This is a genomic window from Citrobacter sp. On2M, from assembly GCF_018035235.1.
Lineage (GTDB): Bacteria > Pseudomonadota > Gammaproteobacteria > Enterobacterales > Enterobacteriaceae > Citrobacter > Citrobacter meridianamericanus.
Genome location: NZ_WPCV01000005.1, coordinates 542,551 through 569,475, shown reverse-complemented (window position 1 = coordinate 569,475; position 26,925 = coordinate 542,551). Strand labels below are relative to the sequence as shown.

General features: G+C 54.5%; 27 protein-coding genes and 1 riboswitch. Of the genes, 9 read left to right on the top strand and 18 right to left on the bottom strand.

Annotated features, from left to right (window positions below; genetic code table 11):
• Positions 1 to 34 precede the first annotated feature (34 nt).
• Entirely contained in the window at positions 35 to 1,777 is a 1,743-nt protein-coding gene (gene dnaG / locus On2M_RS20650) for a DNA primase (RefSeq protein WP_151217759.1), read from the bottom strand.
• 234 nt (positions 1,778 to 2,011) lie between these two features.
• Positions 2,012 to 2,227: a 30S ribosomal protein S21 gene (gene rpsU / locus On2M_RS20645; RefSeq protein WP_001144069.1), complete on the bottom strand. Its 216-nt coding sequence runs from the start codon at positions 2,225 to 2,227 to the stop codon at positions 2,012 to 2,014.
• 236 nt (positions 2,228 to 2,463) lie between these two features.
• Between rpsU and tsaD the strand changes: the two genes are divergently transcribed.
• A complete protein-coding gene (tsaD, locus tag On2M_RS20640; RefSeq protein WP_003024694.1) occupies positions 2,464 to 3,477 on the top strand; it encodes a tRNA (adenosine(37)-N6)-threonylcarbamoyltransferase complex transferase subunit TsaD in 1,014 nt (337 codons plus the stop codon).
• 71 nt (positions 3,478 to 3,548) lie between these two features.
• Here tsaD and ureG read toward each other — a convergent pair whose 3' ends face one another.
• The 10 genes from ureG to ttdA form a co-directional block, all read right to left on the bottom strand.
• The gene (gene ureG, locus On2M_RS20635) at positions 3,549 to 4,166 is read right to left on the bottom strand and encodes an urease accessory protein UreG (RefSeq protein WP_151217758.1); all 618 of its coding nucleotides are present in this window, start codon (positions 4,164 to 4,166) and stop codon (positions 3,549 to 3,551) included.
• A 9-nt stretch (positions 4,167 to 4,175) separates the two neighbouring features.
• Positions 4,176 to 4,847 carry an urease accessory protein UreF gene (locus tag On2M_RS20630; RefSeq protein WP_187253275.1) on the bottom strand — a complete coding sequence of 224 codons (672 nt, stop codon included), beginning with the start codon at positions 4,845 to 4,847 and terminating at the stop codon, positions 4,176 to 4,178.
• A complete protein-coding gene (gene ureE / locus On2M_RS20625; protein WP_187259029.1) occupies positions 4,847 to 5,305 on the bottom strand; it encodes an urease accessory protein UreE in 459 nt (152 codons plus the stop codon). Before ureE ends, On2M_RS20630 begins: the two co-directional genes overlap by 1 nt.
• Before the next feature lie 9 nt (positions 5,306 to 5,314).
• Entirely contained in the window at positions 5,315 to 7,018 is a 1,704-nt protein-coding gene (gene ureC, locus On2M_RS20620) for an urease subunit alpha (RefSeq protein WP_210905390.1), read from the bottom strand.
• Positions 7,011 to 7,331, bottom strand: coding sequence for an urease subunit beta (locus On2M_RS20615; RefSeq protein WP_210905389.1), 321 nt, complete (start codon positions 7,329 to 7,331; stop codon positions 7,011 to 7,013). The genes ureC and On2M_RS20615 overlap by 8 nt, the downstream gene beginning before the upstream one ends.
• 9 nt (positions 7,332 to 7,340) lie before the next feature.
• The gene (locus On2M_RS20610) at positions 7,341 to 7,643 is read right to left on the bottom strand and encodes an urease subunit gamma (protein WP_003024678.1); all 303 of its coding nucleotides are present in this window, start codon (positions 7,641 to 7,643) and stop codon (positions 7,341 to 7,343) included.
• A 10-nt stretch (positions 7,644 to 7,653) separates the two neighbouring features.
• Entirely contained in the window at positions 7,654 to 8,478 is an 825-nt protein-coding gene (locus tag On2M_RS20605; protein ID WP_210905456.1) for an urease accessory protein UreD, read from the bottom strand.
• 123 nt (positions 8,479 to 8,601) lie between these two features.
• The gene (locus tag On2M_RS20600; RefSeq protein WP_151217755.1) at positions 8,602 to 10,065 is read right to left on the bottom strand and encodes an anion permease; all 1,464 of its coding nucleotides are present in this window, start codon (positions 10,063 to 10,065) and stop codon (positions 8,602 to 8,604) included.
• A gap of 48 nt (positions 10,066 to 10,113) precedes the next feature.
• Positions 10,114 to 10,719, bottom strand: a complete 606-nt coding sequence (gene ttdB, locus On2M_RS20595; protein ID WP_210905388.1) for a L(+)-tartrate dehydratase subunit beta — start codon at positions 10,717 to 10,719, stop codon at positions 10,114 to 10,116.
• Positions 10,716 to 11,624: a L(+)-tartrate dehydratase subunit alpha gene (gene ttdA / locus On2M_RS20590; RefSeq protein ID WP_016150995.1), complete on the bottom strand. Its 909-nt coding sequence runs from the start codon at positions 11,622 to 11,624 to the stop codon at positions 10,716 to 10,718. Before ttdA ends, ttdB begins: the two co-directional genes overlap by 4 nt.
• Before the next feature lie 212 nt (positions 11,625 to 11,836).
• On the opposite strand from ttdA, the gene On2M_RS20585 reads away from it, so the two are divergent.
• Complete coding sequence (locus On2M_RS20585; protein WP_210905387.1) at positions 11,837 to 12,778, top strand: LysR family transcriptional regulator; 942 nt, start codon at positions 11,837 to 11,839, stop codon at positions 12,776 to 12,778.
• 31 nt (positions 12,779 to 12,809) lie between these two features.
• On the opposite strand, the gene plsY is transcribed toward On2M_RS20585, so the two are convergent.
• Positions 12,810 to 13,427, bottom strand: coding sequence for a glycerol-3-phosphate 1-O-acyltransferase PlsY (plsY, locus tag On2M_RS20580; RefSeq protein ID WP_151217751.1), 618 nt, complete (start codon positions 13,425 to 13,427; stop codon positions 12,810 to 12,812).
• A gap of 106 nt (positions 13,428 to 13,533) precedes the next feature.
• On the opposite strand from plsY, the gene folB reads away from it, so the two are divergent.
• Together folB and bacA are read left to right on the top strand one after the other, a co-directional pair.
• Complete coding sequence (folB, locus tag On2M_RS20575) at positions 13,534 to 13,902, top strand: bifunctional dihydroneopterin aldolase/7,8-dihydroneopterin epimerase (RefSeq protein ID WP_151217750.1); 369 nt, start codon at positions 13,534 to 13,536, stop codon at positions 13,900 to 13,902.
• 86 nt (positions 13,903 to 13,988) lie between these two features.
• Positions 13,989 to 14,807, top strand: coding sequence for an undecaprenyl-diphosphate phosphatase (gene bacA / locus On2M_RS20570; protein ID WP_151224367.1), 819 nt, complete (start codon positions 13,989 to 13,991; stop codon positions 14,805 to 14,807).
• A gap of 60 nt (positions 14,808 to 14,867) precedes the next feature.
• On the opposite strand, the gene On2M_RS20565 is transcribed toward bacA, so the two are convergent.
• On the bottom strand, positions 14,868 to 16,109 hold the full coding sequence (locus On2M_RS20565) for a multifunctional CCA addition/repair protein (protein ID WP_210905386.1): 1,242 nt from the start codon (positions 16,107 to 16,109) through the stop codon (positions 14,868 to 14,870).
• Positions 16,110 to 16,170: 61 nt separating this feature from the next.
• Positions 16,171 to 16,791 (bottom strand): TIGR04211 family SH3 domain-containing protein, encoded by a 621-nt coding sequence (locus On2M_RS20560; RefSeq protein ID WP_048232822.1) that lies wholly within the window; start codon positions 16,789 to 16,791, stop codon positions 16,171 to 16,173.
• Between the two features lie 241 nt (positions 16,792 to 17,032).
• Here On2M_RS20560 and On2M_RS20555 point away from each other — a divergent pair, with 241 nt between their 5' ends.
• Genes On2M_RS20555 through hldE form a run of 3 tightly spaced genes read left to right on the top strand, consistent with a single transcriptional unit; the run spans position 17,033 to position 22,707 of the window.
• Positions 17,033 to 18,334 (top strand): inorganic triphosphatase, encoded by a 1,302-nt coding sequence (locus On2M_RS20555; protein WP_210905385.1) that lies wholly within the window; start codon positions 17,033 to 17,035, stop codon positions 18,332 to 18,334.
• Positions 18,335 to 18,373: 39 nt separating this feature from the next.
• On the top strand, positions 18,374 to 21,214 hold the full coding sequence (glnE, locus tag On2M_RS20550) for a bifunctional [glutamate--ammonia ligase]-adenylyl-L-tyrosine phosphorylase/[glutamate--ammonia-ligase] adenylyltransferase (RefSeq protein WP_210905384.1): 2,841 nt from the start codon (positions 18,374 to 18,376) through the stop codon (positions 21,212 to 21,214).
• A 59-nt stretch (positions 21,215 to 21,273) separates the two neighbouring features.
• Positions 21,274 to 22,707 (top strand): bifunctional D-glycero-beta-D-manno-heptose-7-phosphate kinase/D-glycero-beta-D-manno-heptose 1-phosphate adenylyltransferase HldE, encoded by a 1,434-nt coding sequence (gene hldE, locus On2M_RS20545; RefSeq protein ID WP_151217746.1) that lies wholly within the window; start codon positions 21,274 to 21,276, stop codon positions 22,705 to 22,707.
• 48 nt (positions 22,708 to 22,755) lie between these two features.
• Here hldE and On2M_RS20540 read toward each other — a convergent pair whose 3' ends face one another.
• On the bottom strand, positions 22,756 to 24,417 hold the full coding sequence (locus On2M_RS20540; protein WP_210905383.1) for a flotillin family protein: 1,662 nt from the start codon (positions 24,415 to 24,417) through the stop codon (positions 22,756 to 22,758).
• A 24-nt stretch (positions 24,418 to 24,441) separates the two neighbouring features.
• Complete coding sequence (locus On2M_RS20535) at positions 24,442 to 25,071, bottom strand: OB-fold-containig protein (protein ID WP_151224363.1); 630 nt, start codon at positions 25,069 to 25,071, stop codon at positions 24,442 to 24,444.
• A gap of 261 nt (positions 25,072 to 25,332) precedes the next feature.
• On the opposite strand from On2M_RS20535, the gene glgS reads away from it, so the two are divergent.
• Entirely contained in the window at positions 25,333 to 25,539 is a 207-nt protein-coding gene (glgS, locus tag On2M_RS20530) for a cell surface composition regulator GlgS (RefSeq protein WP_086523459.1), read from the top strand.
• Positions 25,540 to 25,571: 32 nt separating this feature from the next.
• On the opposite strand, the gene ubiK is transcribed toward glgS, so the two are convergent.
• Complete coding sequence (ubiK, locus tag On2M_RS20525) at positions 25,572 to 25,868, bottom strand: ubiquinone biosynthesis accessory factor UbiK (protein ID WP_151217743.1); 297 nt, start codon at positions 25,866 to 25,868, stop codon at positions 25,572 to 25,574.
• A gap of 132 nt (positions 25,869 to 26,000) precedes the next feature.
• Positions 26,001 to 26,150, top strand: a riboswitch (FMN riboswitch).
• A 105-nt stretch (positions 26,151 to 26,255) separates the two neighbouring features.
• Here ubiK and ribB point away from each other — a divergent pair.
• On the top strand, positions 26,256 to 26,909 hold the full coding sequence (gene ribB, locus On2M_RS20520) for a 3,4-dihydroxy-2-butanone-4-phosphate synthase (RefSeq protein ID WP_151224361.1): 654 nt from the start codon (positions 26,256 to 26,258) through the stop codon (positions 26,907 to 26,909).
• Positions 26,910 to 26,925 lie beyond the last annotated feature (16 nt).

Sequence of the window (26,925 nt, the reverse complement as noted above, 5' to 3'; positions counted from 1 at the left end):
TCCCGATAGGTATTCGGCAGTTAAGCCGTTAAATTCATTTTTTTTCCAGGGCCTGTCTGATTTCCCAGAACTCCCTGCGCTCTTCACTGCTCAAACCGTGCGTGCGATCGCGAGCTATCAACTCTTCCTGTCGCTGTTCAAGCATTGAATCAAAAATTCGGTTTAGCGTGTCGGTGAACATTTTTTCAACATTCTCATCCTTTATATCGTTCCAGGTTGAGAGTTTTTCAAGTGTTGCGTATTCACTTGCTCCGCGATAATTCTCTAACAGTTGACCCGTTGTCAGGCCGGGTTGCGCCACACACAGGTTGACCAGTTCGCTGAACAGGTTGAGCCCCGGTAGCTTTGCCTGAGCCAGCCCATGCATAGGTGGTACAAGTGGTGCCAGATTTGGGTTTTGCACCAGTAGTCCTATAAGTATACGCATAGGCGTCTGTTTTATCTGCTGAGGCGGGCGTACCACGCCACTTTCTGCCTGTTTTGGCATTAAACGATCAAGCGCCGCATCGTCAAAGATGCCCAGCTTCAGTCCCAGCGTCTGGCGCAGCTGAATCCGGTGCGCGTCACCTGGCACCTGGCTTATCAGCGGCAGGGCCAGCGCGGCGAGCTGCGTGCTGCCGTCCGGTGAACTGAGATCAACCTGCGGTAAGAGACTGTTAAATAAGAAGACGGAGAGCGGTTGTGCGTGCTCCATCCGTGCTTCAAAGGCCTCTTTACCCTCTTTACGTACCAGCGTGTCCGGATCTTCACCTTCGGGCAGGAACATAAAGCGTAGCTGACGACCGTCGGTCATGTACGGCATCGCGGTTTCCAGCGCACGCCATGCGGCGTCGCGGCCGGCGCGGTCACCGTCGTAACAGCAAATCACGTTGTTTGTCGCACGGAATAACATATGAATGTGGTCCGCCGTGGTCGACGTACCCAGCGAGGCGACGGCGTAGTTGATACCGTATTGCGCCAGCGCGACAACATCCATATACCCTTCGACAACCAGCAGACGCGGTGGTTCAGCGTTGTGCTGCTGGGCTTCATAAAGGCCATACAACTGACGGCCTTTATGGAAAATATCGGTTTCCGGGGAGTTGAGGTATTTTGGCGTATCGTTACCGAGTACGCGGCCACCAAAACCAATCACCCGGCCTCGTTTATCGCGAATCGGGAACATCACGCGATTGCGGAAACGGTCGTAGGTTCTTCCCTGGTCGTTATTGACCAGCATTCCGGCATCGAGCAGCAGCTTCCTGTTGTCGACATTTCCGCCGAAACGTTTTAAGGCGTTATCCCATCCCGGCGGCGCAAAACCAATAGCAAACTGCTGGACAATCTCGGCACTCAGACCGCGTTGCTCCAGATACTGGCGTGCTGGCTCGGCGATGGGTTGGGCGAAGGATTGCTGATAAAAATCATTTAACCCTTCCATTAGCTGATAGAGATTCTGACGCTGGTGACGCTCTATCTGGCTAAGACCTGTTCCGGCTTCATAAGGCACTTCAAGGTTGTGCATTGCGGCCAGTTCTTCGACGGTTTCCACAAACTCGAGCTTGTCATAGTTCATGAGAAAGTCGACGGCGTTGCCATGCGCGCCACACCCAAAGCAGTGATAAAACTGTTTTTCACCGTTTACAGTGAAAGAGGGGGTTTTTTCGTTATGGAACGGACAGCACGCGTGATAATTTTTGCCCTGCTTTTTCAGCTTTACCCGCGCGTCGATGAGATCGACGATGTCGGTTCTTGCCAGCAGGTCATTGATAAATACACGTGGGATTCGTCCAGCCATATGCCCCGTTATTACACTTCATCCTTCAAACTGTCTCTGCGTTGACTGCACTCGCTCACCCCTGTCACTTACTTAAGTAAGCTCCGGGGATTCACTCGCTTGCCGCCTTGATACAGTGTGAATGATTTTGTGTAATTGCTGATGTATAAACGAAAACAAGCCGCGCATTCCTTCCGGAAGCACGGCCTTACAACTACAACTCAGTCTGAATTGAGAGCTTTGGCTCTCAATAGATTAGTACAGACGAGTACGGCGTGCGTTTTCGCGAGCCAGTTTCTTCGCGTGACGTTTCACAGCAGAAGCTTTAGCGCGCTTACGTTCGGTAGTCGGTTTTTCATAGAACTCACGACGACGAACTTCCGCCAGAACACCTGCTTTTTCGCATGAACGCTTGAAGCGACGCAGTGCTACGTCGAACGGCTCGTTTTCACGTACTTTAATTACCGGCATGTAACTCTCACCTTTAATAAATTCGGTTTGCCGCTGGCATCAACGCCAGCTTATTTCAAAATGGTGCGGAATTTTACTGCAATTGCTGCTGCTTTGTAAAGCACCGACGCGATTTTGAAAGGGACTTTTATAAGGACAAGGAGTATACACGAGCGAAACACCTGGGGCGAACAAAGTTTTACATCAACCCGCATTGGTCCTACACTGCGCGGTAATAAAGCGAGGTAAAACAAGTCATGCGTGTACTGGGTATTGAAACATCCTGCGATGAAACCGGCATCGCCATTTACGACGATGAAAAAGGTCTTTTAGCCAACCAATTGTATAGTCAGGTGAAATTACACGCTGACTACGGCGGCGTAGTGCCAGAACTGGCCTCGCGCGATCACGTACGTAAAACCGTACCGCTGATCCAGGCCGCGCTGAAAGAGGCGGGACTGACGGCAAAAGAGATTGATGCGGTGGCGTATACCGCAGGTCCTGGTCTGGTTGGCGCGCTGTTGGTCGGCGCTACCGTAGGACGCTCCCTGGCGTTTGCCTGGGGCGTGCCGGCAATTCCTGTACACCATATGGAAGGGCATCTGCTGGCACCGATGCTGGAAGATAATCCTCCTGCTTTTCCGTTCGTCGCGCTGCTGGTTTCCGGCGGACATACGCAACTGATTAGCGTCACCGGTATCGGTCAGTATGAATTGCTGGGCGAATCAATTGATGATGCCGCTGGCGAAGCGTTCGATAAAACGGCCAAGCTACTGGGGCTGGATTATCCAGGCGGCCCAATGCTGTCAAAGCTTGCCTCGCAAGGCGTTGAAAAACGTTTTGTCTTTCCGCGCCCGATGACCGACCGTCCGGGGCTGGATTTCAGCTTCTCCGGCCTGAAAACCTTTGCCGCGAATACCATTCGTAATAACGAAAATGACGATCAGACGCGCGCAGATATCGCTCGTGCGTTTGAAGATGCGGTAGTTGATACGCTTATGATCAAGTGCAAACGCGCGCTGGATCAAACCGGTTTTAAACGTCTGGTGATGGCAGGGGGCGTGAGCGCAAACCGTACGCTACGCGCAAAATTGGCCGAGATGATGCAAAAACGTCGTGGTGAAGTATTTTACGCGCGTCCGGAATTTTGTACTGATAATGGGGCGATGATCGCCTACGCGGGCATGGTGCGTTTTAAAGCGGGCGCAACGGCAGATCTTGGCGTGACCGTGCGTCCACGCTGGCCGCTGGCGGAATTACCGGCGGCGTGATTTTTTGCCCGGTGGCGGCTTCGCTTACCGGGCAGACAAAACCGCGGGCTGCCCCCCGGTGATAAACTGCACTACATCCGCAGCATCCCTTTCTCTTCAAGAAACGCGATAATTTTTTCCAGACCCTCTCCGGATTTTAAATTACTGAACGTCCACGGACGCTCGCCGCGCATACGCAGGGTATCGCGTTCCATCACCTCCAGCGAGGCACCGACGTATGGGGCCAAATCGGTTTTATTGATCACCAGAAAATCGGATTTAGTGATCCCCGGACCACCTTTGCGTGGGATCTTCTCGCCTTCGGCAACGTCGATCACATAGATCGTCAGATCTGCTAATTCCGGACTGAAGGTGGCGCTCAGGTTATCGCCGCCGCTTTCTACAAAAATCAGATCCAGATTGCCGAATTTCTCGCTTAATGCCTCTACGGCAGCCAGATTCATCGATGCATCTTCGCGGATAGCGGTATGCGGGCAGCCGCCGGTTTCCACACCGACGATCCTGTCTGGCTCCAGTGCGCCCGCTTCGGTGAGAATGCGCTGATCTTCTTTGGTGTAGATATCGTTGGTGACTACTGCCAGTTGATAGCTGCTGCGCATGGTTTTACATAACGCTTCCAGCAGCGCCGTTTTGCCCGAACCGACCGGGCCGCCAACGCCTACGCGCAGGGGATGCTTGCTGTTACTCATTTTTTCTCCTCAGGAGCGGAATAATCGGGAATATTGCGTTTCATGCCGGGCAGATGCGATTGCAGCCAGCGGCGTTGCGGAGCCGAGACTGGCATCAGGACACGCCAGCGCCTGTGCCAGGCCCTGCGCATAGCGATCGCATAGCGCAATAATCAAACGCTGGGCTGCCTGTTGACCAAAGGGAACCAGTTTGACGCCAGCCATCACTGCGCTCTCAATCCAGCTGTAGCCGAGGCTTAACGCCAGTTCGGTCAGGGGGATTTTCCAGCGCACACCCAGCCAGGCCATGCCGCAAAGCTGGCTGTCGACAAAGAGCGTTCGCCACTCCCGCGAGCAATCTGCTTCCCAATCGGTGACCAGTCGCGTAAACGCTGCGCCCCGACAGCGTTCTTCATCCCGCAGTTCGCGGGTTTCCCGGCAGGCCAACAGGTAAGCGGTCCAGCGGCGCGCTGCGGTGAGATCGCCCTGCTCGCAGGCGCGATACAGCCTCGCCAGCAGCGGTAGGTCGACGGTAAAAAAGTTCTGCTCCATCTGCTGAATTTGCCAGTCAGAGAAGTCATCGACGCTTTTCACCCAGCCGATTTCCACCGCCCATTCCAGGCCCTGGGACCAGGTAAACGACCCCACCGGGAGCGCGCTGCTGGCGAGCTGCATCAGACGTAGCTGTTGGGTGTTATGCATCAGTGTGCATGCCCGTGATGATGCCCGTGGGATTCACTGGCATAAGCGCCTGCTTCCGGTTCAAACGGTAGCTGAGCGAACGTCACCTCGAGGTTGAACTGGCGCAGCATGGCGTCCAGCACGTGATCGTGGTGGTAGCGCAGCTCATCGGGCAGAATTTGCAGCGGAACGTGGCGATTGCCGAGGTGATAACAGGCTTTGGCGAGCAGGAAAGGATCGACGCAGTGCACCACGGAAACCGACTCCGGCGCGGCGATCACTTCGATCACCTCGCTGCCATCTTCGGTGGCCAGCAGGTCGCCACCGCGTAACAGCAAACCGCGCGGTAGCATCAGCCCGGCTTCGCGACCGTCGTTCAGCGCTACTCTGGCGCGACTTTTTACGCGCATATCAATGGGTAGCGTGACGCTTGCGGTGACGCGGTGGGCGTGGTCAAGGCGTTGGGTCAGGTAGATCATCGTCACTCCTCAAAACAGAAAATAGCGTTGCGCCATCGGCAAAACGTTTGCCGGTTCGCTGGTAATCAGTTCGCCATCAATACGCACCTCGTAGGTCTGAGCATCGACAGTGATATTGGGTTGCAGGTCGTTGTGGATCATGTCGGCCTTTTTCACCGTTCTGCACCCTTTGACAACGGCGATGGCGCTTTGCAGGTTGAGCTGCTGCGGGATGTTTTGCGCGTCAGCGGCCTGAGAAATAAAGGTCAACCGGGTGTGATGCCGCGCCGCACCAAGTGCGCCAAACATCATGCGGTAATGTACCGGCTGCGGGGTGGGAATCGAGGCATTGATGTCGCCCATCGGCGCACAGGCGATCATCCCGCCTTTAACGATCGTCGCCGGTTTTACGCCAAAGAATGCCGGTGACCACAGCACCAGATCGGCCAGTTTGCCAGGTTCAACGGAGCCGACTTCATGGGCGATACCGTGGGTTAGCGCCGGATTGATGGTGTATTTGGCGACGTAGCGTTTAACGCGCAGGTTGTCGTTGTCGCCGGTTTCTTCAGCCAGTGGGCCACGCTGCGCCTTCATACGGTGTGCCACCTGCCAGGTGCGCAGGATCACTTCGCCCACGCGCCCCATTGCCTGTGAATCGGACGAGGTCAGGGAAAACGCGCCAATGTCATGCAGCACATCTTCGGCAGCGATCGTTTCCCGGCGAATGCGTGATTCGGCAAAGGCCACGTCTTCGGCGATATCCGGATCGAGATGGTGACAAACCATCAGCATATCGAGATGCTCGTCGATGGTGTTGATGGTATAAGGCAATGTCGGATTCGTGGAGGAGGGCAGGATATTCGGATGTGCGCAGGCGGTAATGATATCCGGCGCATGACCGCCGCCCGCGCCTTCGGTATGGAAGGTATGAATGGTACGATCGCCAATCGCCGCCAGCGTATCTTCCACGAAACCGGATTCATTGAGCGTGTCGCTGTGGAGTGCCACCTGGATGTCCATCTCGTCGGCCACGGTCAGCGCGCAGTCGATAGCGGCAGGTGTGGCGCCCCAGTCTTCGTGGATCTTCAGGCCAATGGCACCGGCCGTGATTTGCTCGCGCAGGGCGTCAGGGTTTGAGCCGTTACCCTTGCCCAGCAAACCAATATTAACCGGCAACGCGTCTGCCGCCTGCAGCATGCGCGCGATGTACCACGGACCCGGCGTACAGGTGGTGGCGTGAGTTCCGGCGGCCGGTCCGGTGCCGCCGCCTACCATCGTCGTCACGCCGGAAACCAGCGCTTCTTGCGCCTGCTGCGGGCAGATCCAGTGAATATGCGTATCCACGCCGCCCGCGGTGACGATCTTACCCTCCCCGGCGATGACTTCAGTTCCCACACCTATCGGGATCGTGACGTTGGGCTGAATATCAGGGTTGCCCGCTTTGCCGATGGCGAAGATCCTGCCAGCTTTGATGCCGATATCCGCTTTCACGATCCCCCAGTGATCGACGATCAACGCGTTGGTTATTACCAGATCCACACACGCTTGCGCGCACATTTGTCCCTGACCCATACCGTCGCGGATCACTTTGCCGCCGCCGAATTTGACCTCTTCGCCGTAGGTGGTGAAGTCTTTTTCCACCTCGATCCACAGGTCAGTATCCGCCAGTCGCACCTTATCGCCGGTGGTTGGGCCAAACATGTCGGCGTACGCCTGCCGGGAAATTTCACTCATTATCTGCCTCCAGCGCGCCCATCACTTCGCTGCGAAACCCGACGATCCTTTGTGCGCCAGCGACGCGCACCAGTTCGACTTCGCGTTTTTGTCCCGGCTCAAAACGTACCGCCGTGCCCGCCGCAATGTTCAGACGAAAGCCGCGTGCGGCCAGCCTGTCAAAGCGCAGTGCCGGGTTCACTTCAGAAAAGTGATAGTGCGATCCCACCTGGATGGGTCTGTCGCCATGATTTTCCACCACGATCGTGCAGGTCTCCCGCCCTTGGTTGAGCGCGATATTGCCTTTTGCGATTTGATATTCACCTGGGATCATTACCGCTCCTTAGACGATCGGGTTGTGGACGGTGACCAGCTTCGAGCCGTCCGGAAACGTGGCTTCAACCTGAATATCCGGGATCATTTCCGGTACGCCTTCCATCACCTGATCGCGACGCAGCACGTGACGTCCGTCTTCCATCAGTGCGGCCACGGTTTGCCCGTCGCGCGCGCCTTCCATGATGAAAGCGCTAATCAGCGCCACCGATTCCGGGTAGTTCAGCTTCAGCCCGCGGGCCAGACGACGTTCCGCTACCAGTGCGGCGGTAAACAGCAACAACTTATCTTTTTCTCTGGGAGTCAGTTCCATAAGGGTTCTCTTAGGTTTGCCAGATTCGCGGTAGTACAGGCGTTTTATGTGTCAGCAGCGGGCGCAGGAATTGCCAGATGTCACGCATAACGCGCTGTACAATCAGGTTGTCGTCGGCAAGAAAGCGGATTGTCAGCAGCGAGTCATTAAGCGTTGCTCCGGCGTAATCGCCAAGTGATGTAAGCCGTTCGCGCGTGCCCTCCAGCATGTGTTCGCTGGCCGGATAACACAGCAACGTGCCGACCCAGGGATGATGCGCAACGCCACTCAGGTCTCCCTCCTGCAACTGCAAGCGTTCTATCAGCAGCGGCTGGCCATCCCGCCACACTTCCAGACGGTTTTGCAGCACGCCGTGGCTGAAGATTTCTTGCATAACCGGTCGCCCGAGACACAGTAGATCCCAGGCCAGCAAGCGACTCTCTGATGCGATGTGAAAGACGGACTGAATAACAGCGTTGGCGCCGGGAAAGAGGATCGTATCCTGCGGCAGCCACTCCAGCGTGGCATTCGAAGCGAGCGTGAAATGCTGGTGCAGCAACGCTTGTGGCCCACGACTGCGATAAAACTTGCCCGCGCCGGGCTGGGTGATTAACGCATGGCTGTTTTCGTCGAGTGTGACGGCAATATGAAGCTCATCTCCGCCAACGATCCCCGCCGGTGGATGAAGCAAATAGAGGTGACAGACGTCCTCTTCCGGGTAAAACGGACGCTGAACCGTCAATGGACCATGATGACGCGCCGAGGCGAGCACCGTTTTGTGCCCAGTGCGGGTAAAATGCAGATCCAGTTCGGCCTGCCAGCCCCTTGTGAGTGTCTCGTGCGCAACCGTGTCCAGAGCGTTTCTCTTATCAGCATGAGGGTGTTTGCATACAAAAAAGTATGCCTCAGCGCATCGGGAAATCGATCATATGAGAAGCTTATGGATTAAGGGGCGACAATACGCCGCCCCACCAGGGTTTTACAGTAAAACGAGGGGCATCCAGACCAGACCGGTGATCACCAGCAGAACGAGAAAAATCAGGCCAAAAATAGCGCCGAGCCGCCAGTAATCCACCGTCGGCAAATAGCCGCTGCCGTAGTAGATAGGGCTAGGACCGGTGGCGTAAGGGGTCAGAATGCTGCCCAGACCAATGGCGGCACCAACCATCAGGCAGAAGACCGGTAATGGGATTTCCGGCATCGCCAGCGCGGCGGCAATCATCATTGGCGCCAGGGCAGAGGTATACGCCGTGGCGCTGGCAAAGAAGTAGCGTAGCAGGTAGAACACCACGATGAGCGCCACCATCACCATCATCGGCGAATAGCCGCTCAGTCCTCCCGCCAGCAGTTTGCCAAACCAGGAGATAAAGCCGGTGTTGTTCAGTCCGGTGGCGAGCGTGATCAGCGAGGCCAGCCAGAAAAAGACGTTCCACGCGGCTTTATTACTGACGATGTCATCCCAACTGATGATGCGCAAAACCAGCATCAAGGCCACTACGCTGTATCCGACCATCGCGGCGTCAATAAAATCGCCGCCGAAGATCCACAGTACCAGCGCGCCGACCATCAGCACCAGCATCTTTTTCTCGCGAGCGCAGAGCGGTCCCATCGCTTTTAGCTCTGTATCCGCCCAGCGTGGAACCTGATCGCCGGATTTCAGTACCGGTGGGTACAACACATACGCCAACCACGGCACGGTCAACACCAGCAAAATGCTCAGCGGCAGCATGCCTAAGAACCAGTCGCCCCAGCTCAGCGCCGTGTGGGACGCACCTTTCATCAGGCCGATCAACAGCAGGTTCGGTGCCATCGCCGTTAAGAAAATGGCGCTGGTGACGCAGTCGGCGACAATGCCCATCCACATGATGTATGAGCCAATGGAGCGTGAACTGGTACTATTGGGCTGTGAGTTATACAGCGGCGGCAGGTTGCGGATAATCGGGTAGATTATTCCGGCTCCGCGCGCGGAGTTGGAAGGTGTGACGGGGGCGAGGATAAGCTCAGAGAACATCACCGCATAGCCGAGAAACAGCGTCCGGTGCCCCATCTTTTTCACCAGCATCAGCGCGATACGCCGACCGAGTCCGGTTTTCTCATAGCCGGTACCAAACATAAAGGCCGCGAAGATCAGCCAGATAACCGAGTTTGAAAAGCCAGATACCGCCCACGACAGTGATTTGGCGGTAAATTTAAAACCGTCCTGCGCGAGTTGCTCCGGGCTGAACAGCAGCCACGGTGAAAGGACGGCGATGATCGAAATGCCAATCATCGCCACTACCGCGCCCGGTACAGGTTCCAGAATAAGCCCGACAATCACACCGGTAAAGACGGCAAAATAGAGCCATGTATGACTCTCAAGACCGGTGGGGACGGGAAGAACAGCAATAATGGCGATGACCACCAGCGGAGTCAGGTATCGCCACCAACCAGCTAAAGGTGCCATTGTTGTACCCCTGCGAAGAGGGAGAGGCATTACGCCCCTCCGGGAGGGTTATTTGATGTAGTGCACGTGCTCGCAGATTTCATCGACGATAGGATCGCGACGTTCAGCGAACTGCTTTTTGTTTTCGGCAATCAGGTTATTGCCGTGGGTATCGATGGAAACGATCAGCGGGCCAAACTCTTTTACCCGGCATACCCACAGAGATTCCGGCATGCCGAGTTCGGTCCAGTGTACCTCTTCAATTTCTTCAACCTGAGTTGCCGCCACGACCGCACAGCCTGCCGGGAAGATGACGTGCAGCGCTTTGAACTGCTTACAGCCTTCTTCCGTCAGCGGTCCCATGCCGCCCTTGCCGACCACCAGCTTGACGCCCGTCTGCTCGATAAAGTCTTTCTCAAACGCTTCCATACGCATGCTGGTAGTTGGGCCAACGGAGACCATCTCCCATTTATCACAGTTCTTACGGACGATCGGGCCCGCATGGAAAATGGCTTTGCCGTTCAGGTCATAAGGAATCGGGCGCTTCAGTTCGATCAGTCGGCGGTGGCAAACGTCACGGCAGGTCACCAGCGTGCCGCTCAGGTAAATGACATCGCCAACGCGAATGTCTGCCAGATCTTCGGCTTTGATCGGGGTTGTGAGGATCTTTTTCATAACGCGCTCCGGGTGTGAGACAGGTTTTCGAAGGAGAGGTCGGCATGAACCAACAGCGTGCCGCGACGATGCGCCCAGCAGCCGGTAGAGACGGCAACGCCGATAGTCGACGGGTGGCGCGCGGCGGATTCGATATGCACGCCCATCACTGAGCTATTCCCGGTCAACCCTTGCGGCCCAATGCCCAGACGGTTAAGCCCTTCTTCCAGACGCAGTTCCAGCTCAGCCGCTTTTGGGTTTGGATGGCGTGATCCGATAGGGCGTAGCACCGCTTTACGAGAAAGCACGGCAGCGGTTTCTACAGAGGTGGCTATACCCACACCTACCAATACCGGCGGACAGGCGTTAACAGCCAGCGTGGAGATATTTTCGAAGACAAATTTCACCACGCCTTCATAGCCTTCAGAAGGCATTAACACTTTTGAGCGCCCTGGCAGCGTACAGCCGCCGCCTGCCATGTAGACTTCGATTTCCGCGTCATCATTATCAGGGATGATGTCCCAGGTGACCCACGGCACGCCCGTACCGGTATTTTTTCCGGTATTCACTTCGTCAAAAATCTCAACCGCGTTATGGCGCAGCGGCGCTTTTACCGTGGCATCTTCAACGGCCTGCTTCAGAATGCTTTGCAGTTCGCCAAGTAGCGGAAAACGGGAACCGACCTTCACGAAGAACATAATCTCCCCGGTGTCCTGACAGGCAGGGCGGTTCAGGTCGATTGCCTTCTGCATGTTGTCAAACATGGTGTGGTAGATGATTTTACCCATCGGCGAGGTTTCGCCTTCACGCAGCTGTTTTAATTTATCCACAACATCGTCAGGCATGCGGGTAGAAATCATGGCGGTAAAGTCGGCGACAATGTTCGTCAGCGTAGTTATCGCATGTTGGTTATTTTGATTGCTCATCTTATTAACTCCAGTTCTTTTATTTGTCTGGAAATAAATTCTCCGCCACAAACTACCACTAAAAATGTGGTTTTATATTATTTGGCACTGTGAATATCTAATTAACAGTTCGTGAATGATGTCCAGATAAGGCAATAAAAATTGCGGCAGAGCAGGGTTTAATACGCATGAGAGAATTACACTGCGGTTAATCACATTACGGATTACCGATCATGCTGAACACGTATCCCCTGGCGAAAGACCTGCAGGTGCTGGTTGAAATTGTTCATAGCGGCAGCTTTAGCGCCGCCGCCGCGACGCTGGGCCAGACGCCTGCGTTTGTGACGAAGCGCATTCAGATCCTTGAGTCTACGCTAGGGGCTACGTTGCTAAGCCGCTCGGCACGCGGCGTGGCGCTAACGGAGAGTGGTCAACGTTGCTATGAACACGCGCAGGCGATCCTCGCAAGCTATCAGCATTTGGTCGATGACGTTACGCAACTCAAAACGCGTCCGGCAGGGATGATTCGTATCGGCTGTAGCTTTGGTTTTGGGCGCAGTTATATTGCACCGGCAATTACAGAATTGATGCACAGCTATCCTGAATTACAGGTACATTTCGAACTTTACGATCGGCAAATTGATTTGGCGCAGGATAATATCGATTTGGATATTCGCATCAATGATGAGATTCCTGATTATTATATTGCGCATTTGTTAACGAAAAACAAAAGGATATTATGCGCGGCACCGACGTATTTACAGAAATACGGTGAGCCGACGACGTTACCAGAATTAATTCGACATGATTGCCTGGTCACCAAAGAACGGGATATGACTCACGGGGTGTGGGAACTGGATAACGGTCAGGAGAAAAAGTCGGTTAAGGTGGCGGGACATCTTTCTTCTAACAGTGGTGAGATTGTGCTGCAGTGGGCGCTGCAGGGAAAAGGGATTATGTTGCGTTCCGAATGGGACCTGCAGCCATTTCTGGCTAGCGGGGAACTGGTGCGGGTGCTGCCGGACTATGCGCAAAGCGCCAATATCTGGGCGGTTTATCAGGAGCCGCTGTATCGCAGCGTGAAGCTTCGCGTGTGCGTGGAGTTTCTGGCGACGTGGTGTCAGCGTCGATTAGGCAAGCCGGTGGAAGGGTATCACATCCCCGAGGCCGGATAAGACGCCGACGCGTCACTATCCGACAATAAAATCACTCGGGGTCTTTTTCGCGTTTTTTCTTCAACTTGGTCCAGATCTTCGGTTCCTGACGACGCCACAGGCGCTGAATGTTGTCATGGTGACGAAGCAGAATTAAGCACGACAACATGGACACCGGGAAAGTGAACTGGGGATTGAACCACCAGACGTAAAAAGGGGCAATCAGCGCGCTGACAATAGCGCCTAACGACGAATAGCCGCTTAACAGGACGGTTAACAGCCAGGTTCCGGCCATCACGCCGGTTAAATCCCAGCCAATCGGCGCAATTGCGCCAAAGGCGGTGGCAACGCCTTTCCCACCTTTAAAACCGAAGAATACCGGCCAAATGTGTCCCAGACAGGCGGCGATTGCGATCAATCCCAGCCAGAAGGGGCTGATGCCTAGCGCATAGGCACCCCAGACGGGTAACATACCTTTCAGGACGTCGAAAATCAGCACCGCGACGGCGGCTCCCTTGCCACCGATTCGCAATACATTCGTCGCGCCCGGATTCCCAGAACCACTGTCCCGCGGGTCCGGCAATCCAGCAAGGCGGCATACCAGAATAGCACTGGAAATTGAGCCACAGAGGTACGCGAAGATAATCATTCCAGGCGCGATTGCACTCATAAGCTGTTCCGTTTTGAAAATGTCGTGTAAAACGCTACTTCTGTGGATAATACGCATATTTCGCCGGAAGTGGTATCCGGGTTAGCCAAAAAGCAGGCAGGTCGTGATGGATATTGTATTTATAGAGCAACTTTCCGTAATCACCACTATCGGTGTTTACGACTGGGAACAAACGATTGAACAGCAGTTGGTGTTCGATATCGAAATGGCGTGGGATAACCGCAAAGCGGCTAAAAGCGATGATGTGGCTGATTGCCTGAGCTATGCTGATATTGCACAAACGGTTGTTAACCATGTGGAAGGTGGGCGTTTTGCGCTGGTAGAACGTGTGGCGGAAGAGGTGGCGGATATGCTACTTAGCCGCTTTAATTCACCATGGGTGCGGATCAAACTCAGTAAACCTGGTGCGGTAGCCCGTGCGGCAAACGTCGGGGTCGTCATTGAGCGTGGCAATAATCTGAAAGAAAATAATTAATTTAATAATTTCTAAATCAAACGGGTATAAAAGAGTCCTTTCGTCGGCTCTTTTTTGCCGTGGTTTCTCTATCTAGGGGTTTATTAATGAGTGATATGCACTCGCTGCTGGTGGCGGCAATTTTGGGTGTGGTCGAAGGATTGACGGAATTTTTACCCGTTTCCAGTACCGGCCATATGATTATTGTTGGCCACCTGTTGGGTTTTGAGGGTGATACCGCAAAAACATTCGAGGTGGTGATCCAGTTGGGGTCTATTCTGGCAGTGGTGGTGATGTTCTGGCGACGTTTGTTTGGCCTGATCGGCATTCACTTCGGCAAGGACCCACATGAAGGGACAGGCAAAGGTCGGCTGACGCTGGGACATATTCTGTTGGGGATGATTCCGGCCGTTGTACTGGGACTGGTGTTCCACGACACCATCAAGTCGCTGTTTAACCCGATCAACGTGATGTATGCGCTGGTGGTTGGGGGCGTGCTGCTGATTGCCGCAGAATGCCTGAAGCCGAAAGAGCCGCGCGCGCCAGGTCTGGATGATATGACCTATCGCCAGGCGTTTATGATTGGCTGTTTTCAGTGTCTGGCGCTGTGGCCGGGATTTTCTCGTTCCGGTGCGACGATTTCTGGCGGTATGCTGATGGGGGTGAGCCGTTACGCGGCTTCTGAGTTTTCATTCCTGCTGGCGGTACCGATGATGATGGGCGCCACGGCGCTGGATCTTTACAAAAGCTGGTCGTTCCTCAGCGCATCAGATATACCGATGTTTGCAGTTGGCTTCGTGACGGCATTTATTGTGGCGCTGGTCGCGATCAAAACCTTCCTGCAGCTGATTAAGCGCATTTCGTTCATTCCGTTTGCGATTTACCGCTTTATTGTGGCCGCTGCCGTTTACGTCGTGTTCTTCTGATGACTAACCTGGTGCCGGATGGCGGCGTTCCGCCTTATCCGGCCTGGGGGTGATATCCGTTCAGGCGGTGGGTTTAGGACACCGCTTCTCCTTCCAGTTAGCCACCGCTGCGATGCGACGTCGGGTCAGTTCTTCACGAATTGCCTGACCTTTGAATCCCGCTTCCACGACATCTTTCGTGGGTACCGCCTGCGCAACCTGCCAGGCCTCGCGCAACAACCTGCCTTGCGGGTAATCCGCCGCTTCAAAACCGGTTCGCCCACGCACGTCGGCCTCGCTGGTCAGGGCGATTTGCTCCACGCGCTGCGGTTTACGCCAGGCATCGATGGAATCAAACAGCTTAACGATGGTTTTCGGCTGCAGGATCGGGAAGGTATGAATCAGGTCGTGGAACTCAGCCACCAGTTTGGCTAAATCACGGATGTCATTCGGCACGCGCAGGCGCTGACACAGTTGCTCGACCAGCTTAACGCCCGCCGGACCGTGGCCGTGATGGCGCGGCCATAGCGCTTTAGGCGTTAATGCTTTGCCAAGATCGTGGCACAGCGTGGCGAAACGCACGTCGACCTCCGGGCTTAACATGGCTGCCATCGACAGCGTCATCAGCGTGTGAATGCCGGTATCAATTTCCGGGTGCCATTGCGCGGGCGCAGGGACGCCGAACAGGGCATCCACTTCAGGAAACAGACCGCGCAGTGCGCCACAGTCGCGCAGGACCTGAAAAAAAACGTGTGGATTACGGGTGGTTAAGGCGCCTTCCGTTTCTTTCCACACGCGCTCTGGCGTCAGGTGTTCCAGCTCGCCAGCGGCGTTCATCTCGCGCATCAGCGTCATGGTTTCGTCGGCAATACGAAAGCCGAGGTGTGCATAACGGGCAGCAAAGCGCGCCACGCGCAACACGCGTAGCGGATCTTCGCTAAAAGCAGGGGAAACATGGCGCAGCAGGCGGTTTTCCAGATCGTCGAGTCCATTATACGGGTCGATAATCTCCCCGTCGTCATCGCGGGCCATTGCGTTGATGGTCAGGTCGCGACGCTGAAGATCGGCCTCCAGCGTCACATCTGGCGCGGCGTAGCAGGTGAATCCGGTATATCCTGAGCCTGATTTACGTTCAGTACGTGCCAGCGCATACTCTTCCCGGGTTTGCGGGTGCAGAAACACGGGAAAATCGCGACCTACCTGCTGGTAACCCGCGTTGAGCATTCCTTGCGGCGTGGCGCCGACTACGACCCAATCTTTATCTTTAATCGGTAGCCCTAATAACGCATCCCGAACTGCACCACCGACCAGATAAATCTTCACGCCACTTTCCTTTTGAAAAAAACATTCCTTAATCATATGTCAGTGTGGCGGAGAAGGCGATTCAGTTCATCCAGCGATCTTTGCGTTTACGGCTTGGGATCATGTGTGGCAGAACCAGACCGAGCAGCAGACCAAGACCCAGCACGCCGCCGCCATACATAAACCATTGCATGATGATAGTACGCTGCTTGTCATCAAGCTGAAGGTTGGCTGCGCTCACCTTCTTTTGCGCCACGATAAGTTCGTTCTTCAGCTTCTGGTTTTCTTGTTTCAGCCCGTCAATCACGCTGTCGCTTTGCGCTACCTTTTGCTGCATGTCGGCGGTACGCTGATTCCATGTGGTATCGATATTATTGAGCTTATCGGTCAAGGTCTTAACCTGGTTTTCCAGGTCGGGAACGCGGGTACGCAGGCTCGGCGTACTGTTCAGCTCTTTCAGTGGGATCCAGGCGGTACGTCCGGTGCTGTCTTTCACCTGGGCGTAGTTGGTGTTGGCATCGGTCTGTAATAGCGTGACTTCCTCGCCGGCGTTAACCGTACCCACGAGGCGATAATTATCTCCCGGACCGCTGCGGACCCAGGTGTTCAGTTCGTCAGAGACATAGCGCTTTTCTTCGGCATGAGAGACTGCAGTGGCGCTAAGTGCGAGTAAAGTTAATCCAATCAGGCGTAATTTTGGCATCAGGCTGTCGTTATTGTCATAGAAAGTGGAACGATAGTAGTGGCATCAGTGTCTCTACGCAAAGCATTCGACATCAATCGGAATCATCTGTGTCCTTTTTGCCACCACCCGAAACTTTTACGCCCGTCAAATTGCTCGTTGCATGGCAATTTGGCGCAAAATACTATCTACTGACCATAAAGAACGAACTTAGTTCGCAGTCAGTTTTCTCAACTGTGACATAACCCATAAGTACAAGACCATGGCCCAGGAAATCGAATTAAAATTTATCGTCAATAGTGACGCTGTAGATGCGCTGCGTGAATGTCTGAATACGCTGGAGGGAGAGCATCATGCGCCCAGCCAGTTGCTGAATATTTACTACGAAACGCCGGATGCGTGGTTGCGTAATCACGATATGGGGCTGCGTATTCGCGGTGAAAACGGTCATTACGAAATGACCATGAAAATTGCCGGACGCGTAACGGGCGGCCTGCATCAGCGACCGGAATTTAACGTTGCGCTGAGCGCGCCTGAGCTGGATCTCGCCTTGTTCCCAACGGAAGTCTGGCCAGATGGCGAACTGCCTGCTGAACTTGCCTCTCAGGTGCAACCACTGTTCAGCACCGATTTTTACCGTGAGAAATGGTGCCTGGATGTTGACGGCAGCCGTATTGAAATCGCCCTCGATCTCGGGGAAGTAAAAGCGGGCGAATGTGCTGAACCTCTCTGTGAGCTTGAACTTGAGCTGCTAAGCGGCGATACCCGGGCGGTACTGAAGCTGGCAAACCAGCTGGTTTCGCAAGCCGGTCTACGCCAGGGCAGCCTGAGCAAAGCGGCGCGCGGCTATCATCTGGCTCAGGGGAATGCGCCGCGTGAACTCAAACCGACGCGCATTTTGCAGGTTCCGGCGAAGGCGAGTATTGAGCAGGGGATGGAAGCGGCGCTGGAGCTGGCATTATCACAGTGGCAGTACCATGAAGAGTTGTGGGTACGCGGCGTCAAAGGGGCGAAAGCCGAGGTTTTGGCTGCAATGGGGCTGGTACGCCACATTCTGATGCTGTTTGGTGGCTGCGTGCCACGAAAAGCGAGCGCTCACTTACGTGATTTGTTGACCCAGTCGGAAGCGATCATCGCGTCTGATGTGTCTGCCGTTTCGGCGGTTTACAGCACCCAAACGGCGATGGCCAAACTGGCGTTAACCGAATGGCTGGTGACCAAAGGGTGGCAGCCGTTCCTTGATGCGAAGGCGCAGGGTAAAATTGCCGACTCCTTTAAGCGTTTCTCGGATACGCATCTCTCACGCCATGCCGCTGAACTGAAAACCACTTTCGCTCAGCCGTTGGGCGATAAGTACGTCGATCAGCTGCCGCGCCTGACGCGCAATATTGATAGCATGCTGATGCTGGCGGGATACTACGACGAAAATGTCGCATCGGTATGGATCGCCAACTGGCAGGGCTTACGTCACGCCATTGCGGCCAACCAATATATTGAAATTGAACACTTCCGCAACGAGGCGATCGCGCTGGAACCGTTCTGGCTGCACAGCGGAAAACGATAATTAGGGTTGAGGCCTCAATACGCAAAGGATGTCCCATACATGAAGCAGCTCTCTTCACCGTTACAGCAGTACTGGCCGACCGTTGTTGAGCGGCTGCCAGCAGCAATCTCTGAGTCCTCGCTTAGCGTGCAGGCGAAGTCAGTGCTTACATTCAGTGATTTTGTCCGCGACAGCATGATTGCCCATCCCGAATGGCTGTCTGAGCTGGAAAGTACGCCACCTCAGGCGGATGAATGGCAACATTATGCCGAGTGGTTACAGCAAGCATTGGTCGATGTCAGCGACGAAAACACGCTGATGCGTGAGCTGCGCTTGTTTCGCCGTCGTATCATGGTGCGTATCGCCTGGGCGCAGACACTGTCGCTGGTGACCGAAGAGAGTATTTTGCAGCAGCTAAGTCATCTGGCTGAAACGTTGATCGTCGCCGCGCGTGACTGGTTATACGCCGCCTGCTGTCGCGAGTGGGGAACGCCCTGTAATCCTGAAGGTGTTGCGCAGCCGCTGCTGATTTTAGGTATGGGAAAACTCGGCGGCGGCGAGCTGAATTTTTCCTCTGATATTGACCTGATTTTTGCCTGGCCGGAGCACGGCAGTACGCAGGGCGGGCGTCGCGAGCTGGATAACGCGCAGTTCTTTACTCGCATGGGGCAGCGGCTCATCAAGGTGTTGGATCAGCCCACAATGGATGGTTTTGTCTATCGGGTGGACATGCGTTTACGCCCGTTTGGCGACAGCGGCCCGCTGGTGCTGAGTTTCTCTGCGCTGGAAGATTATTACCAGGAACAAGGGCGCGACTGGGAACGTTATGCGATGGTCAAAGCCCGCATTATGGGCGATTCCGACGGTACCTACGTCAGTGAACTTCGCGCGATGCTGCGGCCATTTGTCTTCCGCCGCTATATTGATTTCAGCGTGATCCAGTCTCTGCGAAACATGAAAGGGATGATTGCCCGTGAAGTGCGCCGCCGAGGCCTGAAAGACAACATTAAGCTGGGGGCGGGCGGTATTCGTGAAATCGAATTTATCGTGCAGGTATTCCAGCTTATTCGCGGTGGGCGCGAGCCGTCTCTGCAATCCCGATCGCTGTTACCGACGCTCAGCGCCATCAATGAATTGCACCTGCTGTCTGATACCGACGCGGAACAACTGCGCGCAGCCTATCTCTATTTGCGCCGCCTGGAAAATCTGCTGCAAAGTATCAATGATGAGCAGACCCAGACGCTGCCGGGCGATGAACTGAATCGTGCGCGACTGGCGTGGGGGATGAACGTTGATGACTGGCAGCAGTTAACCGATGTGCTGGTCAATCATATGGACAATGTGCGCCGGGTATTCAACGAGCTGATTGGCGATGACGAAGCTGAAACCCAGGAAGAGTCGCTCTCTGAGCAGTGGCGCGAACTGTGGCAGGACGCATTACAGGAAGATGATACCACGCCGGTGCTGACGCATCTGGCAGATGACGATCGCCGGCGCGTGCTGTCTCTGATTGCTGATTTCCGCAAAGAGCTGGATAAACGCACTATTGGCCCACGCGGACGCCAGGTGCTGGATCATTTAATGCCGCATCTGTTGAGCGATGTCTGTACGCGTGACGACGCCTCAATACCGCTGTCGCGCATCACTCCGCTGCTGGTCGGCATTGTGACCCGCACCACCTATCTGGAGCTGCTGAGCGAATTCCCGGGAGCGCTTAAGCACCTGATTTCACTCTGTGCCGCCTCGCCGATGATTGCCAGCCAGCTGGCGCGGTATCCGCTGTTGCTCGATGAACTGCTGGATCCGAACACCCTGTATCAACCCACCGCGACGGATGCCTACCGTGATGAGCTGCGCCAGTATTTGCTGCGCGTACCGGAAGATGACGAAGAACAGCAACTGGAAGCGCTGCGACAGTTTAAGCAAACGCAGCTTTTGCGAATTGCCGCGGCTGATATTGCCGGTACGCTGCCAGTGATGAAGGTGAGCGACCACTTAACCTGGCTGGCGGAAGCCATGATCGATGCGGTAGTCCAGCAGGCGTGGACGCAAATGGTCGCCCGCTACGGGCAACCTACCCATCTTGACGAGCGTGAGGGGCGCGGTTTTGCCGTCGTTGGCTATGGCAAACTGGGCGGCTGGGAACTGGGCTACAGTTCGGATCTTGATTTGATCTTCCTGCATGATTGTCCGATGGACGTAATGACGGACGGTGAGCGTGAGATTGACGGGCGACAGTTCTATCTGCGTTTGTCGCAGCGCATTATGCACCTTTTCAGCACCCGCACCTCGTCTGGTATTTTGTACGAAGTGGATGCGCGGCTGCGTCCATCCGGCGCGGCGGGAATGCTGGTGACATCAATCGACGCTTTCGCCGATTACCAACGCAACGAAGCGTGGACGTGGGAGCATCAGGCGCTGGTGCGTGCTCGCGTGGTATACGGCGACCCGCAGTTGACCTCTCAGTTTGATGCGATTCGTCGCGATATCATGACCCTCGTCCGTGATGGAAAAACCTTGCAGACCGACGTGCGTGAAATGCGTGAGAAAATGCGCGCCCATTTGGGCAATAAGCATCGCGATCGCTTTGATATTAAAGCTGACAAAGGTGGCATTACCGACATTGAGTTTATTACGCAATATTTAGTGCTGTGCTATGCGCATGAAAAACCGAAGCTGACGCGCTGGTCGGATAACGTGCGCATTCTGGAATTACTGGCACAAAACGACATTATGGATGAGCAGGAAGCGCTGGCACTTACCCGCGCTTATACAACGCTGCGCGACGAACTGCACCATCTTGCGTTGCAGGAACTTCCAGGCCATGTAGCGCCGGAACACTTCAACGCTGAACGTACGCTGGTGCATGACAGCTGGCAGAAGTGGCTGGTTGCCGAGTGAAGTGTGCTATTATCGCGCGCAAATTTTAAGACCCTCAGAGAATCTCTCAGGAGACAGGAATGAAAGTAACGCTGCCAGAGTTTGAACGTGCAGGAGTCATGGTTGTCGGTGATGTGATGCTGGATCGCTACTGGTACGGTCCTACCAACCGTATTTCACCTGAAGCGCCGGTTCCGGTGGTGAAGGTCGATACCATCGAAGAACGTCCCGGTGGCGCAGCAAACGTGGCGATGAACATTGCCTCTCTGGGTGCAAATTCCCGTCTGGTGGGTTTGACCGGTATTGACGACGCGGCGCGGGCGCTGAGCAAAACACTGGCGGATGTGAACGTAAAATGCGATTTCGTTTCCGTGCCGACGCATCCGACAATCACCAAACTGCGCGTGCTCTCCCGCAACCAGCAGTTGATTCGCCTGGATTTCGAAGAGGGTTTTGAAGGCGTGGATCCGCAACCGCTGCACGAGCGTATTAATCAGGCGCTGGGCTCTATTGGCGCTCTGGTGCTCTCCGATTACGCCAAAGGCGCGCTGGCAAGCGTGCAGCAGATGATTGCGCTGGCGCGTAAGGCTGGCGTGCCGGTACTTATCGATCCGAAAGGGACCGATTTTGAACGCTACCGCGGCGCAACGCTGCTGACGCCCAACCTGTCTGAGTTTGAAGCGGTAGTCGGTAAATGCAAAAGCGAAGATGAACTGGTTGAGCGCGGCATGAAATTGATTGCTGATTTCGACCTTTCCGCACTGCTGGTTACCCGTTCAGAACAGGGTATGACGTTGCTGCAACCGGGCAAATCGCCACTGCATATGCCGACGCAGGCGCAGGAAGTGTATGACGTGACCGGTGCGGGCGATACGGTAATCGGTGTGCTGGCGGCGACGCTGGCGGCGGGTAATTCACTGGAAGAGGCGTGCTATTTTGCTAACGCTGCAGCCGGTGTTGTGGTCGGTAAACTGGGAACCTCCACCGTTTCTCCGATTGAACTCGAAAACGCTGTGCGTGGTCGGGCTGATACTGGTTTTGGCGTGATGAACGAATCTGAGCTGAAACAGGCCGTTGCCAGCGCGCGCAAGCGTGGTGAGAAAGTGGTGATGACCAACGGCGTGTTCGACATCCTGCATGCGGGCCACGTTTCTTATCTGGCGAATGCGCGCAAGCTGGGCGATCGCCTGATCGTGGCGGTAAACAGCGATGCATCGACCAAACGTCTGAAAGGCGAAACGCGTCCAGTCAACCCGCTGGAACAGCGCATGATCGTGTTGGGCGCGCTGGAATCCGTCGACTGGGTGGTCTCGTTTGAAGAAGATACACCGCAGCGTCTGATCGCCGGCATCCTGCCGGATCTGCTGGTTAAAGGCGGTGACTATAAGCCGGAAGATATTGCGGGTAGCAAAGAGGTATGGGCAAACGGCGGTGAAGTGCTGGTGCTGAACTTCGAAGATGGCTGCTCAACGACCAATATCATCAAGAAGATCCAGAAAGACAGCGATAAGTGAGCTCTGACCTGATAGCCGGATAGCGACACTATCCGGCATTATTACGGTTTATTCCTGAGTCACAGCGTTGCTTTCCACAGATTTCAGCGGCTCGGCCAGTGCCGACAGTGAACCGCCGGATAAGCCAATTTCATTTAACAGCGAATCAATCAGCGGCGCTTGTGTACGATAGGCAAGAGCTGCTGATAATGCCTGCTCAGCCAAATTTCCACTGCTTACGTTACCTGCGCTTACTTCACCGACGGCGCCGCCACGATTCAGGCCATCAACCTGAATAATCTTGATTCCGTCGATAGACTTCATTGGCTCAACGGATTTCTCAATAACCGCTGGCAGAGACTGCAGCAGAGCCAGCTTAAATTTCAGGCTGGTCTGTTCGTCGGAAAGCACGTTGATGGCATCGTTGAGCGCACGCTGGGCTTCGGCTTCCGCCAGACCTTTTTTCCGCGTCGCTTCGGCCAGTTCAACAATTGCTGCCGCCTGCAATTCTGCGGCTTCTTTTTCGGCTTTTGCCCGGACGGTCAGTTCAACCGCCTGGGTTTCTGCATCCTGCGCAGCGGCGATCAGCGCAACCTGTTTGGCTCGATCCGCTTCTGCGGTCTGGCGGGTGGTTTCTACGTTCTGCTGGGCGCGAACCGCTTCGGCCAGGGCATCGTTAGCACGCGCTTCGGCCTGAGACTGCTGTTCGGACTTGGCGGCAATGGCGATGGACTTGGTTTGGTTGGCGATCTCCGTTGCCTGCTGCTGTTCGATCTCTTTGATGCGAACTTCACGCTCGGCCTCGACTTTTCTTGATCGCACCGCCTGTTCGCGCTCGATTTCCGTTTCCTGAATCTGGCGTTCGGCAAGAATGCGTGTCTGCTCAGCTTCACGATGACGTTCAGCTTCGAATGCGGCAATTTTGGCGTTTTGCTCGGCCGTGCGGGTCTTCACCTGCTGATCCTGCTCAAGCGTCATGAAGGCTTCCTGCTGCTCGATCTCCAGCTTGCGCGCCAGCGCATCACGGTTTTTCTCGCGCACCGCAACTTCAACGTCCTGCTCGACTTCGTTACGTTCGCGGCGACGGCGTTCTGTTTCCTGGGTCAGCTTGGTCAGACCCTCGGCATCAAAGGCGTTATTCGGGTTGAAATGGACTTTTTCGGTCTGGTTAAAGTTGGTGAGTGAAACGCTCTCGAGTTCCAGGCCGTTTTTGGACAGGTCTTCCGCGACGGTATTTTGTACGCCCTGAACGAAGTTTTCACGCGTATCCTGCAGTTCATGCATGGTCATCTGCGACGCAGTGGCACGCAGGGCATCGACAAACTTATCTTCTATTAGCACACGTAAATCCTCTGGTGACAGCGTTCGCTGTCCCAGCGTCTGTGCGGCGGTAGCAATCCCTTCAACAGACGGTTTTACACGCACGAAAAAGGCGACGACGACATCCACGCGCATACGGTCTTTGGTGATGAGGCTGTCGACAGTCGAACGGCTCACCTCAAGTTTGAGGGTGTTCATGTTGATAGGAATAATTTCGTGGAAGATGGGCATGACAATTGCGCCGCCGCTCATCACCACTTTTTGCCCGCCAAGTCCGGTACGTACAAACGCCTGTTCAGCAGACGCGCGGCGATACAGGCGGGCAAAGATAATCCCGATAATTAATAAGACGACCACCGCCACAATGGCGGTAAACATCCATGAAGGTAACATGCCAAAAACATCATCCATTGTGTTATTCCCTTAAAGTAAAAATTACAAAACATTTGGCCAGGGGTTTAGCTCGGCCAGGTAACGCGTTGCGGAGAGTCGGCAGATAATCAGCACCTTGTCTCCTTTTTTGAATTCTTGGCCTGCTTCAGGCTCCAGCAGCACATAGTGAGTCTGCCCGAACTTATCGGTAAATTTGCCTTCGCAGGGGGTTCCTGCACTTGCGGAATGTCCGGTAATAATCGCCATGCAGCCGATAAACTCATCTTCTGCGAGGGCGGTGGTTTCATCCCGCGGCAGCCAGGGAGCAATGATTTTTCCGCTGTAATGCACGGCAAAGACGGCAAGAATAAAACTCACCGGAGCAAGCAGTAGGTTGCTGAGCGGTACTTGCCATAGCGTGATCGAACCATGTTGAAGAAGGATGCCGAAGAGTCCGAAGAACCCTGCGAGTAAACACAGCACGATAAGTGCGGGAATACGTCCGATATTCAAATAGTGCAGCGCCTGGCCGATATTGCCGGAAGTCAGGGCATCGTAATGTTCAAGATGCGCATCAAGCGCACCCGAAAGGAAATGCCCGAAAATAAGAGAGATGACTTCCAGTAAGCCAATCAGCAGGACAAATGAAATAGCAAACAGGTAGGGGGCGTTATAATCCGTGAATAAAACCAACTTTCTTCCTCCTGCGACCGCGTTCCCTGATAGTGTCAAAAGTAATGGTTTTACCTCTTACTTTTACATGACGTTACAATAACATGCGTTCTCCTTGTCTTGAATCCGAAAAGAGGCACATCCCCCCTCTTAGATTTCGTAGGAAACTGTGAAGCTGGTGGTTTTTTTGCGCACAATATGTGCAGAATAACTTCGCATCCAGGGAAATACTGAAATCAGAAAAAGCATATGGCCTTAGCAGATATTCAATAACTGGAGGGTATGCTCATGAACAGTAGTATGTATTCAATGAACAATTTCGATTTCCTGGCCCGCAGTTTTGCCAGGATGCAGGCTGAGGGCCATCCCGTTGATATCCAGGCGATAACTGGGAATATGGATGAAGAACACCGTAGCTGGTTTTGCAAACGCTATGCGCTGTACTGCCAGCAGGCGACGGAGGCCAGGAAGCTGGAACTGGAACACTAACAGAAAACGGGCCTTGCGGCCCGTTGTCGTTTTTACTCTTGCGGATCGACTGACGGGATCGCGGGGGCAGGCTTAGTTTCTGCCGTTGTTTCACGCGATTCCAGCTCGGTCAGACGTTGCTCAAGCAGCGCCAGCTTTTCACGGGTACGCAGCAAAACCTGAGTCTGTACATCAAACTCTTCACGGCTTACCAGATCCAGACGGGTCAGCTGTGACTGAAGCGTTTGACGAATTTTCTTCTCAACGTCTTCGCCAAACTCGCGGATCCCTTTCGGCATCGACTCATGAACCTGACGAGCAATCTGCTCAATTTTTTTCGGGTCAATCATTGTGGTTTCCCTGAACTGGTACGTGTTGCTGCATATTGTAGTGCGAACTGGCACAAGCATAAACCAGAATTGTGTGAAGCTAAGCCGAGCAAAGGCGTTGATGAAGGTAATCAATAGCGTTATAGTTAACGCGCTTATTCTCAGGGCGGGGCGAAATTCCCCACCGGCGGTAAATCAACTGATGTTGAAAGCCCGCGAGCGCTTTGAGTGCAAACTCAAAGGTCAGCAGATCCGGTGTAATTCCGGGGCCGACGGTTAAAGTCCGGATGGGAGAGAGTAACGATCCAGTCGGGCATGGACCCGCTCACGTTATTTTTTGCCGCTTAGACGGTACTCCTAAGACTGCCCTGATTCTGGTAACCATAATTTTAGTGAGGTTTTTTTACCATGAATCAGACGCTACTTTCCTCTTTTGGTACGCCTTTCGAACGTGTTGAACATGCGCTGTCTGCGCTGCGTGAAGGACGCGGTGTGATGGTGCTTGACGACGAAGATCGTGAAAACGAAGGCGATATGATTTTCCCGGCAGAGACCATGACCGTTGAACAGATGGCGCTGACCATCCGTCACGGAAGCGGTATTGTTTGCCTGTGCATCACCGAAGACCGCCGTAAACAGCTCGATCTGCCAATGATGGTTGAAAATAACACCAGTGCTTACGGTACCGGCTTTACCGTGACCATTGAAGCCGCTGAAGGCGTGACCACCGGCGTTTCCGCTGCAGACCGTGTTACAACGGTTCGCGCGGCAGTTAAAGAGGGTGCAAAACCGTCCGACCTGAACCGTCCGGGGCACGTGTTCCCGCTGCGTGCTCAGGCTGGTGGCGTGTTAACCCGCGGTGGTCATACTGAAGCGACCATCGACCTGATGACGCTGGCAGGGTTTAAACCGGCAGGTGTGCTGTGCGAATTGACTAATGATGATGGCACCATGGCGCGTGCGCCACAGTGCATTGAGTTTGCCGGCAAGCACAATATGGCTGTAGTCACTATCGAAGATTTAGTGGCTTATCGTCAAGCGCACGAGCGTAAAGCCAGCTAATTGTAAGACGAACTGG